This window comes from Nocardia sp. NRRL S-836 (assembly GCF_001279525.1).
In the GTDB taxonomy this organism is placed as follows: domain Bacteria; phylum Actinomycetota; class Actinomycetes; order Mycobacteriales; family Pseudonocardiaceae; genus Lentzea.
On the sequence record NZ_LGDY01000124.1, the window covers coordinates 1 to 14,511 of the forward strand.

Consider the following 14,511-nt stretch of genomic DNA (forward strand, 5'->3'; position numbering starts at 1 on the left):
CCGACAACACCCGCATCCTCACCGGCAGCAACGACAACACCGCCCGCATCTGGGACGCCACCACCGGCCAACCCATCCACCAGCTAACCGGACACACCGAGCGGGTTCGATCCGTGGCCTGGTCCCCCGACAACACCCGCATCCTCACCGGCAGCAACGACAACACCGCCCGCATCTGGGACGCCACGACAGGCCAACCCATCCACCAGCTAACCGGACACGAAACCGCGGTCAACGCAGTGGCCTGGTCCCCCGACAACACCCGCATCCTCACCGGCAGCACCGACAACACCGCCCGCATCTGGGACGCCACCGCAGGCCAACCCATCCACACACTCATCGGACACGAAGACGCCATCGACTCCGTGGCCTGGTCCCCCGACAGCACCCGCATCCTCACCGGCAGCGACGACAACACCGCCCGCATCTGGGACGCCACCACAGGCCAACCCATCCACCAGCTAACCGGGCACCAGAGCCTGGTCAACGCAGTGGCCTGGTCCCCCGACAACACCCGCATCCTCACCGGCAGCGCCGACAACACCGCGCGCATCTGGGACGCCACCACCGGCCAACCCATCCACACACTCACCGGACACACCGACTGGGTCCGATCCGTGGCCTGGTCACCCGACAACACCCGCATCCTCACCGGCAGCGACGACAACACCGTCCGCATCTGGGACGCCACTACCGGCCAACAGGTGGAGTCGTACATAGCGTTCTTGCCTGCTGACGAGCTAGCTATTCTCGATGCCAAGACAGACGCATTGATCGGTTGTACCGACGGTGCATGGCGCTGGCTCGGCTGGAACGTCATGCGCGACGGCCGGATTGACCGCATCCCAGCGGAATCCTTCGGCCCGCTACCTCCGTTGCCGGAGTAAAAGACGCAAACGGCCTGGCGGCCGACCCGATCGAGAGATCAGGTCGGCCGCCAGGCCGTTGTCGATACGTTGAAGAATCAGCCGTTCAGGACGGCGCGCGACATGACGACGCGTTGGATCTGGTTCGTGCCCTCGTAGATCTGCGTGATCTTCGCGTCCCGCATCATCCGCTCCACCGGGAAGTCACGCGTGTACCCGGCCCCACCGAACAGCTGCACGGCGTCGGTCGTGACCTCCATGGCCACATCCGACGCGAAGCACTTGGCAGCAGCGGTGATGAACCCGATGTTCGGCTCACCGCGCTCGGCCTTGGCGGCGGCGACGTAGACCATGTGGCGCGCGGCCTCGATCTTCATCGCCATGTCCGCGAGCATGAACTGCACGCCCTGGAAGTCCGAAATGGACTTCCCGAACTGCTTGCGGTCCTTGACGTACGCGACCGCGGCCTCCAGGGCGCCCTGCGCGATGCCCACGGCCTGTGCACCGATCGTCGGACGCGTGTGGTCCAAAGTGCGAAGAGCGGTCTTCAGGCCGGTGCCCGGCTCACCGATGATCCGGTCGGCGGGGATCGTGCAGTTCTCGAAGTAGATCTCGCGGGTCGGCGAGCCCTTGATGCCGAGCTTGCGCTCCTTGGGGCCCACCGAGAAACCGGGGTCGTCCTTGTGCACGACGAACGCCGAGATGCCCGCGGACTTCTTGGGCGCGTTGGGATCCGTCACGGCCATGACCGTGTACCAGGTGGACTCGCCGGCGTTGGTGATCCAGCTCTTGGTGCCGTTGAGCACCCAGTGGTCGCCGTCCAGGAGGGCCCGCGTGCGCATGGAGGCGGTGTCCGAACCGGCCTCGCGCTCCGACAACGCGTAGGAGGCCATGGCCTCACCGGACGCGATGGAGGGCATGACGAGCTGCTTCAGCTCCTCGGAGGCCGAGAGCAGGATCGGCATCGTGCCGAGCTTGTTCACGGCGGGGATCAGCGACGAGGACGCGCAGACGCGCGCGACCTCTTCGATGACGATGCAGGTCGCCACGGAGTCCGCGCCCTGGCCGTCGTAGGACTCGGGGACGTGGACGGCCGCGAAACCGGCCTTGACCAGGGCGTTGTGCGCTTCCACGGGGAAGCGCTCGTTCTCGTCGACCTCGGCCGCGAACGGCTTGATCTCCTTCTCGGCGAGCGAGCGGACGGCCTCTCGCAGCGCCTCGTGCTCCTCGGCGAGCTGGTAGGTGCCGAAGCTCGGGTTCACCTTGTTACCTCCCGGTAGCGAGTACTCGGCACGATGTTAGCGCCCGTTCACACGGGGCGCTGCTGTGCCGTTGAGCACTCAGAGGGACTTCTGCAGAGCGGCGTCCTTGTCCAGCACCAGCTGCTCCAGTTCTGCCTGGAAGCGGGCCATGCGGTCCTGCAACGCGGGGTCGCTCGAAGCCAGCATCCGGACGGCCAGGAGGCCTGCGTTGCGGGCACCACCCACCGAGACGGTGGCGACCGGGACGCCCGCGGGCATCTGCACGATGGACAGCAGGGAGTCCATGCCGTCGAGGTACTTCAGCGGCACGGGCACGCCGATGACCGGGAGCACGGTGGCGGAGGCGACCATGCCGGGCAGGTGGGCGGCGCCGCCCGCGCCCGCGATGATCACGCGCAGGCCGCGGCCGGCGGCGGAAGCGGCGTAGTCGAGCATGCGCTGCGGGGTGCGGTGCGCGGAGACGACGCTCACCTCGAACGGCACGTCGAACTCGGCGAGGGCCTCGGTGGCGGCCTTCATCACCGGCCAGTCCGAGTCGCTGCCCATGATCACGCCAACCTGAACAGCAGTCACTCCGAGCTCCCGTGAATGTCGTATCCGTCTGACCAAACGCCGGTGGACAACCAGTCCGCTGCCAGCCGCGCCCGCGAGCGGACCGTCGTCATGTCGGTGCCGAGGAACGTCACGTGGCCGACCTTGCGGCCCGGCCGTTCCTCCTTGCCGTAGAGGTGCACGTGCGCGTCCGGGAAGCGGGCGAACAGGTGGTGCACGCGCTCGTCCGGGCCCATGGCGGGCGGTTCGGACGCGCCGAGCACGTTCGCCATCACCACGGCCGGCGCCATCAGGTCGGTGCGGCCCAGCGGGTAGTCGAGGACGGCGCGCAGGTGCTGTTCGAACTGGGAGGTGCGGGCGCCCTCGATCGACCAGTGGCCGGAGTTGTGGGGGCGCATCGCGAGCTCGTTGACGACGACGCCGTCCGCGGTCTCGAACAGCTCCACGGCCAGCACGCCCACGACGCCCAGCGCGTCGGCGACCTTCAGCGCCAGCTCCTGGGCGGCGTCACCGTCCAGGGCGGGTGCCGGTGCGAGGACCTCGACGCAGATGCCGTCCGACTGCACGGTCTCGACCACCGGCCACGCCGCGCCCTGTCCGAACGGCGAGCGCGCCACCACGGCGGCCAGCTCGCGGCGCATCGGCACGCACTGCTCGACCATCAACGGCGTCCCGGCCTCCAGCAGCTCCGGCACGACCCGTTCGGCGCTCTGCGGGGTGTTCAGCATCCACACGCCGCGGCCGTCGTAGCCGCCGCGGATCGCCTTCAGCACGCACGGCCAGCCGTGCTCCGCGCCGAACTTGAGCACGTCGCGCACGTCGTGGACCTCGGCGAACGGCGGCACCGGCAGCCCGAGCTCCCGCAGCCGCACGCGCATCTTCAGCTTGTCCTGCGCGTACTGCAGGGCGTCCGGTCCGGGATGGACCTTCACGCCCTCGGCGACCAGCGCGCGCAGGTGCTCGTTCGGCACGTGCTCGTGGTCGAACGTGACGACCTCGCAGCCCTTGGCGAACGCGCGCAGGGCGTCGAGGTCGGTGTGCGTGCCGAGCACCACGTCGCGCGCCACGAGGGCGGCCGGGTCGTTCTCGGAGACGGCGAGCACGCGCAGGGACTGGCCGAGCGGGATCGCGGCCTGGTGCGTCATGCGGGCGAGTTGCCCGCCGCCGACCATGCCGACGACGGGAAGACGGGTACGGGAGTCCACGGTTCAGGCAGCCTACCTGCACGTTCCGAGCCGCTCACCGGCAGAGCCGGGTGGCGGGGGTGGCGTGAGGCGCAGGTCACGGGCGGCGGGGCGGGCGGGTCCGTCAGCAGTGCCAGCCGCTGCGCGGTCACGCTGCCCGCGGGCGCCGTGTGGATCACCAGCCGCTGGTCCTGCTCGACGTCGGCGACCACCTCGCAGTCGAGCTCCAGCAGGCCCGCGACCGGGTGCCGCAGCCGTTTGCGGTCCGAGCGGCGCACGGCCACGTCGTGCGCGGCCCACAGGCGGGCGAACAACGGGCTCGTCATCAGGTCGTCGACCAGCGGGCGCGCGGACGGGCGGCGGGCGAGGGTGGCGCGCAGGTCGGCGACGTGGCCGCGGGCGATGTCCTCGCGGTCCTCCTCCGGCACCCAGCCGCCGGGGCCGAGGAAGAAGGCGCGCAGCAGGTTGCGGCCGGCGAAGCTGCCGAAGACCTGTTCGGCGGGGCGGGTCCACGCCAGCACGTCGCCCAGATCGGTGATCACGAGCGCGATGTCGTCCTGGAGGCGGTCGAGCAGCAGCCGCAGGCCGGGGCGCACGCCGGTGGGCGGCGGTTCCTCGGGTGCGGCGGAGCCGGCCAGGCGGAAGAGGTAGGCGCGTTCGTCCGGGGTGAGGCAGAGGGCGCGGGCCAGGCCGTTGAGGACCGCGGCCGACGGGTGCGGGCCGCGGGCCTGTTCGAGGCGGCTGAGGTAGTCGACGGACATCCCCGCGGCGGCCGCGACCTCCTCCCGGCGCAGGCCGGGCGTGCGGCGCCGGCCCCCGCCGCGCGGTGGCAGACGTTCGCGGCGGGTGCGGAGGAACGAGGCCAGTTCGCGCACGGGTTCCACGGTAGCCGCGTACCGGCTGTCCCTGGCTACCGCGCGGCCGTGGCCGCAGGCTCGAAGGCATGAGGATCGCGATGACGGGGACGACCGGGCGGGTCGGGAGCAGGTTGCTGCCGAGGCTGCGCGAAGCGGGGCACGAGGTGCGCGTGTTCACGAAGAGGCTGGCGGACACCGAAGCGCTCGAAGAGCTCGTGGACGGTGCCGACGCCGTGGTGCACGTGGCGGCGGCGCTGAGGACCAGCACGGACTTCGAGGGCGTGAACGTCCACGGCACGAGGAGGCTGGCCGAGGTGTCGGCCGGGGTGCCGTTGTTCGTGCACATGAGCACGAACCTGGTCTACCCCGGCGGCTTGCTGCGACCGGCCACGGAGGACGACCCGGCGGAACCGTTGCCGGAGCTCGGCGACTACCCGAGGACGAAGGCGCTGGGTGAGCAGGCCGTCAGGGACACCAGGGAGGCGACGGTGCTGCGGCTGGCGTTCGTCTACGGCGACGGTGACCCGCACCTCGCGGAGTCGTTGCGGTGGGCGGAGCACTGGCCCGGTCACCAGCGGCTGCACATGGTGCACCACGCCGACGTGGCGCAGGCCGTGGTCAGGGTGCTGGAGACCGGGACGACCGGGACGTTCAACGTCGCCGACGACAGCCCCACGACCGCCGCCGAGCTGCACCTGCTGAACGGCATCACCCCCAGTGAAGCCGTTCAGCAGGCGCAGTTCGACCCGTGGCACGGGATCGTGTCGACGGTCCGCGCGCAACGGGAGCTCGGGTTCCGGCCGCGCTACCCCTCCGCCTGGGCCGCGGCGACCGCGGGCGTGCTCTGAGGAGCGGACGACACGTCGCGGCGGTGGGAGCGCGAAGGCCGCCACCCGCCGCCGCGGCGCAGCAGCCGGAACGTCAGGTACAGCGTCAGGGCGGCCAGCACCACGCAGATGCCGAACTCGATGAAGCGGAACGCGAGGATGCGGTCCACCGGCTGGAAGTCGGCGAACGTGCCGGCGGCCGCCTTCGTGCTGCGCATGCAGCTGTGCGGCAACGGGAACTCGGCACAGCGGGCGGTCACGCCGACCGGTTCCAGGTCGTTGCCGACGAAGCCGTCGGTGATCTTCAGGGCGTCCGCGGGCACGACCGTCGTCTGGTCCCAGCGGGCGATCGAGCGGTGCACGGGCAGGTAGTGGTCACGCGCGAACGTGGCCAGCACGACGCGGACCAGCGTGTAGGCGACGAGGGTCGCGGCCATCGCGGTGACCGTGTGCCTGGTCAGCAGACCGGCCAGGACACCGGTGGCCAGGCCCAGCACCGCGTACCCGGCCTGCACCGCCCAGTGCGCCTCGAACATCGACCACGAGCGGTCGCCGTCGCCACTCAGGCCGTCACCGCTGCCGACCAGCGCCCCGAGCACGGCGGCGGCCAGGCCGAGCACCGCGAGCTTGCCGCGCAACCACCGCGCCGGCGTGACGTCCTGGCCCCACGCCACGAAGTAGGTGCGTTCCTCCAGCTCGCGGGCGAGCAGCGGGGCACCCCAGAACGCGCCGACGAGCGCGCCGAACCCGAGCTGCACGATGAGGCTGTAGAAGGCCGCCAGCGGCATTCCGGTCTGGACGCCGCCGGTCTCGGCCGACGCGAGACCGAGCGCCGAGAGCAGGGCGACGACCGACATGACGGCGATCGCCCACCGGTGCTGGCGCCAGGTCAGCCAGATCATCGCTTCCGCGTTCACGCCGCACGCTCCAGGTGCGCCACGACGAGCTCCTCCAGCGTCACGTACCGCGCGGTCCACGGCTCGTCCACCCGTTCACCGCCGGAGCGCACCAGGAACGACGACTGCGCCTGACCGTGCCTGGCGGACACCACGGGTCCCTCCACCGGAGGTCTCGACGCGTGCGGGCCGGTGTAGAGGACGTGGTCCTCCAGCAGTTCGTCGGTGTCGCCGTCCACGATCAGGCGGCCGTCGTGCATCAGCAGCAACCGGTCGGCGACGCCGCCGATCTCGGCGACGACGTGCGTGGAGAAGACCAGCGTCATGCCGTTGTCCGTGACCTCGGTCAGCAACGAGCTCATGACCTTCCTGCGCGCCAACGGGTCCAGTTCGGACAGTGGCTCGTCCAGCAGCAGCACGTCCGGTCGTGCGCCCAACGCCAGTGCCAGCGTGACGTGCGTGCGCTGGCCGCCGGAGAGGTCGCCTATCTGCAGGCGTCGCGGCACCTTGAACCTGGTGAGCCAGGCGTCGGCGAGGTCGTTGTCCCACCTGGTGTTCATCCGCCGGCCGAACCGCAGGACGTCCGCGACCTTGAAGCCCTTGTACATCGGCTTGTGCTGCGGCACGTACGCGACCCGGCCCGCGACCGCGGCGTGCCCCGACTCCGGGGGCAGGTGCCCGGCCAGCACGTTCAGCAACGTCGACTTGCCCGAGCCGTTGGCGCCGACGACGGCCGTGACGCTGCCCGGCGGCAGTTCGAAGGAGACGCCACGGATGGCCCACTTCGACACTTCGGCCGCAACCACGCTCATCGCGCTCCCCCACTCAGCACCTCGCGCAGCAGCGCGAAGATGTCCTCGTCCTCCAACCCGGCGGCGCGTGCCTCCGCGACCCAGCCGGCGAGCGTGACCCGCAGCGGGTCCAGGTCCTCGGGGGCGGCGGACCCCAGGGACGCCTTGACGAAGGTGCCGGAGCCCTGACGGGCTTCGACGAGGCCGGCGAGCTCCAGCTCGCGGTAGGCCTTCAGCACGGTGTTCGCGTTCACCCCGCTGCGCGCGACGACGTCGCGGACCGTCGGCAGCCGATCGCCCGGCTGCAGCCAGCCGAGCCGCAAGGCCTCCCTGACCTGCTGCCCCAGCTGCAGGTACGCGGGATAGCCGCTGCCGCGGTCGACGTGGAACTCGACCACCCGTGCTCCCCCAGATTGTTCTACTCAACTAAGACAATAGAACACTTCCGCTCCCGTTGTGAAGTCACACGGGGCCCCGCGTTCCTCCCTGGGGGAACGCGGGGCCCCCGCGTGACACGACGCAGACGAGCGCACGCGGGGAGCTTTCGTACTCTCCTGCGGCACCAAAGCGCCCCGCGTGACACCACCGGCGAGGCTTACGCGGGGAGCTTTCGCACGACAGGAACGGACGAAAGCTCCCCGCGTGGCACGACAGGCACACGGCACGTGTCACGCGGGAAACTTCCGCACCGTCACGCGGCACGTGTCACGCGGGAGCGCCGCGTTGCTCCCTGGGAAACGTGGAGCCCCCGCGTGACACGACCTGACGAGCGCACGCGGGGTCGTACGCGGGGAGCTTTCGTACGACAGGAACGGACGGAAGCGCCCCGCGTGACACGAGGCAGACGAGCGCACGCGGGGAGCTTTCGTACTCTCCTGCGGCACGAAAGCGCCCCGCGTGACACCACCGGCGAGGCTTACGCGGGGAGCTTTCGCACGACAGGAGCGGACGGAAGGGCCCCGCGTGGGGTGGTGGGGAACGGGGAGGGGCGGGCGCGGGACAGGGGAGTCAGCGCCCGAGTGCGGTGAGGAGTGCGCAGGCTTCGGCGTGGGTGTCGGGGAGGCGTTCGAGCCAGACCTTCGCGGGGCCGGTCGGGCGGACGCCGGGGTCGTCGGCGAGCCGGTCCGCCGCGAGGACGCGCAGGTTGGAGACGCGGCGTGCGAGGGTCTCGTCCCGGCGGACCAGCACCGCGGCCACGCTCGGGCCGAGGGCCGCCAGCGTCTCGCCGCCGTCGAAGACCGTGCGCAGCGCGTCGGAGGCCAGTGTCATCGCGACCACGCGGGACCAGCCCTTGGCGCGGTGGGTGTCGAGGCGCAGCAGCACCAGCGCGTAGTCCAGCGGCACGACCGGCGTCCCGCGGTACACCTCGTCCAGCCGCCTGCGCAGGTACGCCGGCGTGGCGAGCCCGGTCAGCGAGTCCTCGGCCGCGCAGTCGCCGGCCTGCCTCGTCACGACGTCCGCCCACCCCAGCGCCGTCATCCGCACCAGCCGCGACGGGAGCGCGTCGACGTTCGGCGGCACGACGGGGGACGCGTCGGTCAGCACGGCGTGCAGCGCGGCCAGGTCGAGCAGCGTCTCACTGAGGCCGGCGCCCGCCTCGGCACGAGCGCGGCCGAGCCGCACGAGCGCGTCGGAGGGGTCGGTGTCCTCCAGCATCGCCGCGCACACCTCGTCCACCTCGGCGAGCGGCCAGTCTGCGGGGAACGCCCAGCCCGCGGCCATGGTGGCGGTCCGCCACCTGGACTTCAGCAGGCGTTCCGCTTGTGCGACTCCCACCCGGTCCGTCTCCCTTCTCCGGCGATTCCAGGTGGGAGACGCGCCCGTCCCCCGGTCGTGACGCAACCCGCGCGGGGGATTGAGATGACTCTTCGTCGCGCCGTAAGTCACACTGAGTGCCGCGAGGAGGGGAAAGAATCTTGGCGACCGTTCCTGCAGACGTCCAGGGCCCGAGCGACGCGGAACTCATCGAGTCCGTGCGCGCCGGGACCATCGACGCCTACGGCCAGTTGTACGAACGGCACGTCTCGGCGGCCTACAACCTCGCCCGCCAGTTGGCCCGCTCGCAGGCCGAGGCCGACGACCTGGTGTCGGAGGCCTTCGCGAAGGTGCTCGACACGTTGCGGGCCGGCCGCGGCCCCGACTCGGCGTTCCGCGCGTACCTGCTGACAGCGCTGCGCCACACCGCCTACGACAAGACCCGCCGCGACAAGAAGATCGACCTCACCGAGGACATGACCGAGGTCGCGCCGGCGGTGGCGTTCAGCGACACCGCGGTCGCCGGTCTGGAACGCTCGCTGGCCGCCCGCGCGTTCGCCGCGCTGCCGGAACGCTGGCAGATGGTGCTGTGGCACACCGAGATCGAGGGCCAGTCGCCCGCCGAGGTCGCCCCGCTGCTCGGGCTGACGGCCAACGGCGTGTCCGCGCTCGCCTACCGCGCCCGCGAGGGCCTCAAGCAGCAGTACCTGCAGATGCACCTGGCCGAGTCGGACGCCCAGCGGTGCAAGGCGACCGTCGAGCGGCTCGGCGCGTGGACCCGCGGCGGCCTGTCCCGGCGCGAGGCCACGCAGGTCGAGGCGCACCTCGACGAGTGCTACCGGTGCCGTGCACTGGCGGCGGAGCTCGCCGACGTCAACGGCGCGCTGCGCGGCCTCGTCGCCCCGCTGGTGCTGGGCGTGGGCGCCACGACCTACCTCACGATCGCGGGCACGGCCACGACCACGGCCGTCGTCGGCGCCGGTGCCGCCGGTGGCGCGGGTGCGGTCGGCGCCTCGCTGCCCCGCCAGCTGCTCACCGTCGGCGGGTCGGCGGCCGCGGTGATCGCGGCCGTTGCGATCGCGCTGGCCTCCGGCACCGGCGAGCAGCCGGCCGCGCAGGTCCAGGCCGAACCGCCACCGGCGCAGACGGTCGTGCAGCCGCCGCCTCCACCGCCACCGCTCCAGGTCCCGCCGCCGGTCCAGGTTCCGCCGCCCTCCCCCACACCGACGCCGACACCCGAGCCGTCGACCCCCGCTCCGCCGCCGCAGGCGCCACCGGCCGAGGAGCCTGCGCCGCCACCGCCCGCGGTGCTGACGCCGACCGTGCCGACCGGGTTCACGCTCACGCCCGGCGACGAGGCCAAGGACCTGCCGATCACCGTCCGCAACACCGGCGGCACCCCGGCGCCGCCCGCGAGCATGGTGCTGACCCTGCCGCCGGGCGTGCTGTCCAGCGGCGGGCCGTCGTCGTTCGCCGCACGGCTGCTGCAACCGGACGGCGCCGCCGACCAGACCGTGAACTGCCCGGCCGGCGGTGGCGTGATCACCTGCACGACGCCGCAGGGCATCGCTCCCGGCGGCCAGGCGACGTTCCTGTTCCGGCTGCGCGCCACGCACGAGGCGGTCAGCGGCGTCATCACCGGCGCGATCACCGCGGGCACGGCGATCAACGTGAACGTCAGCGTCGACGTCGAGGTCCCTCCGGTCAACGACGACATCGAGCTCACGGTGTCGACGTGGCACGAGTGGTTCTGGGACCCGCGCGTCGACGTCCAGGTGCGCAACCGCGGGCCACGGCCCGGCACGCTGAAGCTGGACGTGTCGTCGTCCGACAACCTCGTGCTGTTGACGCCGTACCGCGAATGCACGCGCACGGACAAGAACTCGCTCCACTGCGTCACGGACCTGGAGCAGGGCGCGAAGTTCCGGATGTCCGCGTGGGCGTTCGGGCGGCCGCACCGGGGCGGGTCGATCACCGTGACCGCCACCCTGGGCAACGCGTCGAAGTCGGTGACCGTGCCGGTGAAGGGCCGGCCGGACCACTGGCCGGTCGACCCGGTCGAGCCGCCGCCCACCGAGACCGCAGCGCCGACGACCACGCCGACGGTCCCGTCCGATCCGGTGAAACCGACCACGCCCGCCGTGCCGACCGCGCCGACGGTCCCGGTGCCGACCGAGCCGGTGCCGAGCCTGCCGCTGCCCTTGCCGACGCCGACCGTGCCGCCGTCGACCCCGGTGCCGACGACACCGCCGACGACGACCACTCCCCCCACCTCGGAGCCGTGCGAGCCGCCGATCTGGAAGCTGCCGCTGCTCCCCGACCTGCTCCCGTGGCCGTGCCGGCCGCACAGCTGAGCACCGCCGGCATCGGCTCCGACATCGCGACGTCGATCAGGAGTTGATCCCCGGTGGTGACTGGACGTGCAGGTCAGGACGCACAGGGTGGCGGAAGGCAACACCCGGAGGCGGTGGGCGTCACCTTGATCCGTAAGCTGACTTGGTGCTGCCAGTCGTTCGCAAGGTCCTGAGCTGGTTCCCCGAACCACTCCGGTTCCTCATCCACAAGCACCGTGAGCTGATCCGGTTCGCCGTGGTCGGCGGCACGACCTTCGTGATCGACAACGGCGTCTGGTACGCGCTCAAGTTGACGATCCTGACCGACAAGGTCGTCACGGCCAAGGTCATCGGCGTGCTGGTGGCGATCATCGCCTCGTACGTGCTGTCACGCGAATGGTCGTTCCACACCCGCGGCGGCCGCGAGCGCCACCACGAGGCGGCACTGTTCTTCCTGGTCAGCGGCCTGGGCGTGGCCATCAACATCCTGCCGCTGTGGCTGTCGCGGCACCTGTTCGGCCTGCAGGCACCGATGGTGCCGGTGCTGACCGAGGAGATCGCGGACTTCGTGTCCGGCTCGATCATCGGCATGCTGCTGGCGACCGGGTTCAAGTTCTGGGCCATGCGGCGCTGGGTGTTCCCGGACGCCGGCGCTCGGCCTGACCGGCGCGTTCACCCCATCTCCGTAGACTCGTCTCGTGTCCCTCTCCGAAACAGTGGTGTCCCGGTTTCCGGAGCCGATCCGGTCGATCGCGCTGAAGCATCGTGAACTAGTCAAGTTCGCCCTGGTCGGTGGCACGTGCTTCATCATCGACACGGTCCTGTTCTTCGGGATCAAGATCTTCGTGCTGCCCGCACACCCGGTGACGGCCAAGATCATCGCGACCCTCGTCGCCACGATCGTGTCGTACGTCCTCAACCGCGAGTGGTCCTTCCGCACCCGCGGTGGTCGTGAACGTCATCACGAGGCCGCGCTGTTCTTCCTGGTCAACGGCCTGGGCATCGTGCTGAACTCCGCGCCGCTGTGGGTGTCGCGGTACCTGTTCCACCTGCAGGAGCCGCACGTCACACGGGTGACCGAGGAGCTGGCGGACTTCCTGAGCGCGCAGATCGTCGGCACGCTCATCGCGATGGCGTTCCGCTGGTACGGCTACAAGAAGTGGGTGTTCCCGGACGAGAACGTCCGCAACCAGCGCCCGCTCGACGAGGAACAGGCGCTGGGCCACTCCTGAGCTAGCGCGGTGTGCTCGGTGCCTTCCAGGGGATGCCGACCACGTCCTGGGCCTTCGGGACCGGCAGGAACACCGCGAACGTCGCCGGTCGCGCCGTCGACAGCTCCAGCCGCCCGCCGTCGGCGTCGACCAGCGCACGGGCCAACGCCAGCCCCACGCCCGTGGAGCCGCCACCGGACACACCGCGTTCGAAGATGTGCGCGGCCAGCTCGTCCGGCACGCCGGCGCCGCCGTCGCTGACCTCGACCACGACCGTGCCCTCCTCGCCCCGCGCGGAGACGACGACCGAGCCCTCGCCGTGGCGCAGGGCGTTGTCGAGCAGCACGCCGATGGCCTCGCGCAGCCGGGCGGGCGTGGCGCGGGCGAGCAGGCCGTCGGGTACCCGGACGCGCAGCGCACGGCCCTGGCTCTTGACCTGCTCCCGCCACTCCTCGGCGATGGCGGTCAGCGCGGGCCGCAACTCCAGCGGTTCGGCGCCCACGGCGCGTGCGGCGCGGGCTGCGGCGAGGAGCTCGTCCAGCACGGCGGCGAGGCGTTCGGCCTGTTCGAGGGCGGCACGGGCCTCGGCGGCGGTCTCGGGTTCCGGGTGGTCGGCGAGGGCCTCCAGGCGCAGCTGCAACGCGGTCAGGCGGCTGCGGAGCTGGTGGGAGACGTCGCCGACGAGCTCGCGTTCGCGTTGGACGAGGCGGGCGAGCGCGGTCGCGGAGGTGTCGAGGGCCTCGGAGACGGCGTCGAGCTCGGTGATGTTGTAGCGCTGCCCGTCCTCGCGGAAGTCACCGGCGCCGAGCCGGGACGCGCGGGCGGCGACGTGGCTGAGCGGGCGCGAAAGCGTTTGCGCGGTCACCAGCGCGACGACGGTCCCGGTGCCGACGGAGAGCGCGAGCAGGAGCAGCACCAGGCCCGCGACCTGGGCCTGCGTGGTGTGCATCGGCCCGGAGGGGATCTCCAGCCGAACGGTGCCCTGCTGGGCGATCGGCAGCTCGACGGTCAGCGGGTCGGGGCCGGGTGCCGGGCCGGTGACCGTGGTGGTGCCGGAGGAGACCACGGTGAGCCGGCCGCCGGTGGGAACGGCGAACGTGACGGCCTCGACGTCGAGGCTCTGCCGGTTGGCGATCTGGTCGTCGAGCTTGGTCGCGATGCTCTGGGCGCGTTCGGTCAGGTCGCCGCGGGCGTTGTCCTCGACCAGTGTCAGCGCCGTGTAGCCGAGCGGGATGCCCAGCACGAAACCGGTGACGGCGACGGCGAGCAGGATCGCCCGCAGGATCCGGCGGCGCATCAGTCGGCGTTGAAGCGGAAGCCGCGGCCGCGCACGGTCGCGATGCGCTTCTCGGCCGAGTTCGGGGTGCCGTCGCCGAGCTTCCTGCGCAGCCACGACATGTGCATGTCGAGCGTCTTGCTGCCCTTGAGGTCGGGATCGTTCCACACCTCGGACAGGATCTCGTCGCGGCTCACGACCTGGCCCGCGCGCTGGATCAGCACCTTGAGCAGCTCGAACTCCTTGTTCGCCAGCTGGATCTCGCCGCCGTCGACGGTCACCCTGCGGGCGGCCAGGTCGACGCGCACGCCGTTGACCTCCAGCGTTCCCGGGGCACGGCGGCGCAGCAGGGCCCTGATCCTGGCCATCAGCTCGGCCAGGCGGAACGGCTTCGCCACGTAGTCGTCCGCGCCCGCGTCGAGCCCGACCACGAAGTCGACCTCGTCCGCACGCGCCGTGAGCATCAGAACGGGGATTCCCCTGCCGTTCTGCCTGAGTCTGCGGCACACCTCCAGGCCGTCCATCCCGGGCAACCCGAGGTCGAGCACCAGGAGGTCGATGCCCCCGGTGATCGCGGCGTCGAAGGCACTCGGCCCGTCCGCCACGACCTGCACTGAGTAGCCCTCCCGCGTCAACGCGCGGGAGAGCGGTTCCGCAATGGCCGGATCGTCCTCGGCCAGCAACACCACGCTCACGCACCC

The 14,511-nt window shown here is 71.4% G+C and carries 15 protein-coding genes; 5 read left to right on the top strand and 10 right to left on the bottom strand.

Going from position 1 to position 14,511, the window contains the following annotated elements; translation table 11 throughout:
- The coding region (locus ADL03_RS32660; RefSeq protein WP_197288849.1) for a WD40 repeat domain-containing protein at positions 1-887 on the top strand (887 nt) is incomplete at its 5' end.
- Positions 888-964: 77 nt separating this feature from the next.
- Here the strand turns inward: ADL03_RS32660 and ADL03_RS32665 are convergent.
- The 4 genes from ADL03_RS32665 to ADL03_RS32680 form a co-directional block, all read right to left on the bottom strand.
- Positions 965-2,128, bottom strand: coding sequence for an acyl-CoA dehydrogenase (locus ADL03_RS32665; RefSeq protein ID WP_053737455.1), 1,164 nt, complete (start codon positions 2,126-2,128; stop codon positions 965-967).
- A 78-nt stretch (positions 2,129-2,206) separates the two neighbouring features.
- A complete protein-coding gene (gene purE, locus ADL03_RS32670; RefSeq protein WP_255353438.1) occupies positions 2,207-2,701 on the bottom strand; it encodes a 5-(carboxyamino)imidazole ribonucleotide mutase in 495 nt (164 codons plus the stop codon).
- On the bottom strand, positions 2,698-3,885 hold the full coding sequence (locus ADL03_RS32675) for a 5-(carboxyamino)imidazole ribonucleotide synthase (protein WP_053737456.1): 1,188 nt from the start codon (positions 3,883-3,885) through the stop codon (positions 2,698-2,700). Before ADL03_RS32675 ends, purE begins: the two co-directional genes overlap by 4 nt.
- Entirely contained in the window at positions 3,822-4,739 is a 918-nt protein-coding gene (locus tag ADL03_RS32680) for a helix-turn-helix transcriptional regulator (RefSeq protein WP_063798783.1), read from the bottom strand. The genes ADL03_RS32675 and ADL03_RS32680 overlap by 64 nt, the downstream gene beginning before the upstream one ends.
- 68 nt (positions 4,740-4,807) lie before the next feature.
- Here ADL03_RS32680 and ADL03_RS32685 point away from each other — a divergent pair, with 68 nt between their 5' ends.
- Complete coding sequence (locus ADL03_RS32685; RefSeq protein WP_053737457.1) at positions 4,808-5,569, top strand: NAD(P)-dependent oxidoreductase; 762 nt, start codon at positions 4,808-4,810, stop codon at positions 5,567-5,569.
- Here ADL03_RS32685 and ADL03_RS32690 read toward each other — a convergent pair.
- The 4 genes from ADL03_RS32690 to ADL03_RS32705 all read right to left on the bottom strand — a co-directional run bounded on the left by ADL03_RS32690 (position 5,527) and on the right by ADL03_RS32705 (position 9,011).
- The gene (locus tag ADL03_RS32690; protein WP_053737458.1) at positions 5,527-6,465 is read right to left on the bottom strand and encodes a hypothetical protein; all 939 of its coding nucleotides are present in this window, start codon (positions 6,463-6,465) and stop codon (positions 5,527-5,529) included. The two genes, ADL03_RS32685 and ADL03_RS32690, sit on opposite strands and share 43 nt — an antisense overlap.
- Positions 6,462-7,256, bottom strand: a complete 795-nt coding sequence (locus ADL03_RS32695) for an ABC transporter ATP-binding protein (RefSeq protein ID WP_053737459.1) — start codon at positions 7,254-7,256, stop codon at positions 6,462-6,464. The genes ADL03_RS32690 and ADL03_RS32695 overlap by 4 nt, the downstream gene beginning before the upstream one ends.
- Positions 7,253-7,633, bottom strand: a complete 381-nt coding sequence (locus tag ADL03_RS32700) for a GntR family transcriptional regulator (protein ID WP_053737460.1) — start codon at positions 7,631-7,633, stop codon at positions 7,253-7,255. The genes ADL03_RS32695 and ADL03_RS32700 overlap by 4 nt, the downstream gene beginning before the upstream one ends.
- 610 nt (positions 7,634-8,243) lie before the next feature.
- Positions 8,244-9,011 (bottom strand): hypothetical protein, encoded by a 768-nt coding sequence (locus ADL03_RS32705; protein WP_197288850.1) that lies wholly within the window; start codon positions 9,009-9,011, stop codon positions 8,244-8,246.
- 140 nt (positions 9,012-9,151) lie between these two features.
- Between ADL03_RS32705 and ADL03_RS32710 the strand changes: the two genes are divergently transcribed.
- From ADL03_RS32710 to ADL03_RS32720, 3 genes are all read left to right on the top strand, one after another.
- Positions 9,152-11,344 (top strand): sigma-70 family RNA polymerase sigma factor, encoded by a 2,193-nt coding sequence (locus ADL03_RS32710; protein WP_053737461.1) that lies wholly within the window; start codon positions 9,152-9,154, stop codon positions 11,342-11,344.
- Between the two features lie 235 nt (positions 11,345-11,579).
- Positions 11,580-12,092, top strand: coding sequence for a GtrA family protein (locus tag ADL03_RS32715; RefSeq protein ID WP_231642577.1), 513 nt, complete (start codon positions 11,580-11,582; stop codon positions 12,090-12,092).
- The gene (locus ADL03_RS32720; protein ID WP_053737462.1) at positions 12,022-12,555 is read left to right on the top strand and encodes a GtrA family protein; all 534 of its coding nucleotides are present in this window, start codon (positions 12,022-12,024) and stop codon (positions 12,553-12,555) included. Before ADL03_RS32715 ends, ADL03_RS32720 begins: the two co-directional genes overlap by 71 nt.
- Before the next feature lies 1 nt (position 12,556).
- On the opposite strand, the gene ADL03_RS32725 is transcribed toward ADL03_RS32720, so the two are convergent.
- Positions 12,557-13,831, bottom strand: coding sequence for an ATP-binding protein (locus ADL03_RS32725; protein ID WP_053737463.1), 1,275 nt, complete (start codon positions 13,829-13,831; stop codon positions 12,557-12,559).
- Entirely contained in the window at positions 13,831-14,505 is a 675-nt protein-coding gene (locus ADL03_RS32730) for a response regulator transcription factor (RefSeq protein ID WP_053737464.1), read from the bottom strand. The genes ADL03_RS32725 and ADL03_RS32730 overlap by 1 nt, the downstream gene beginning before the upstream one ends.
- Positions 14,506-14,511 lie beyond the last annotated feature (6 nt).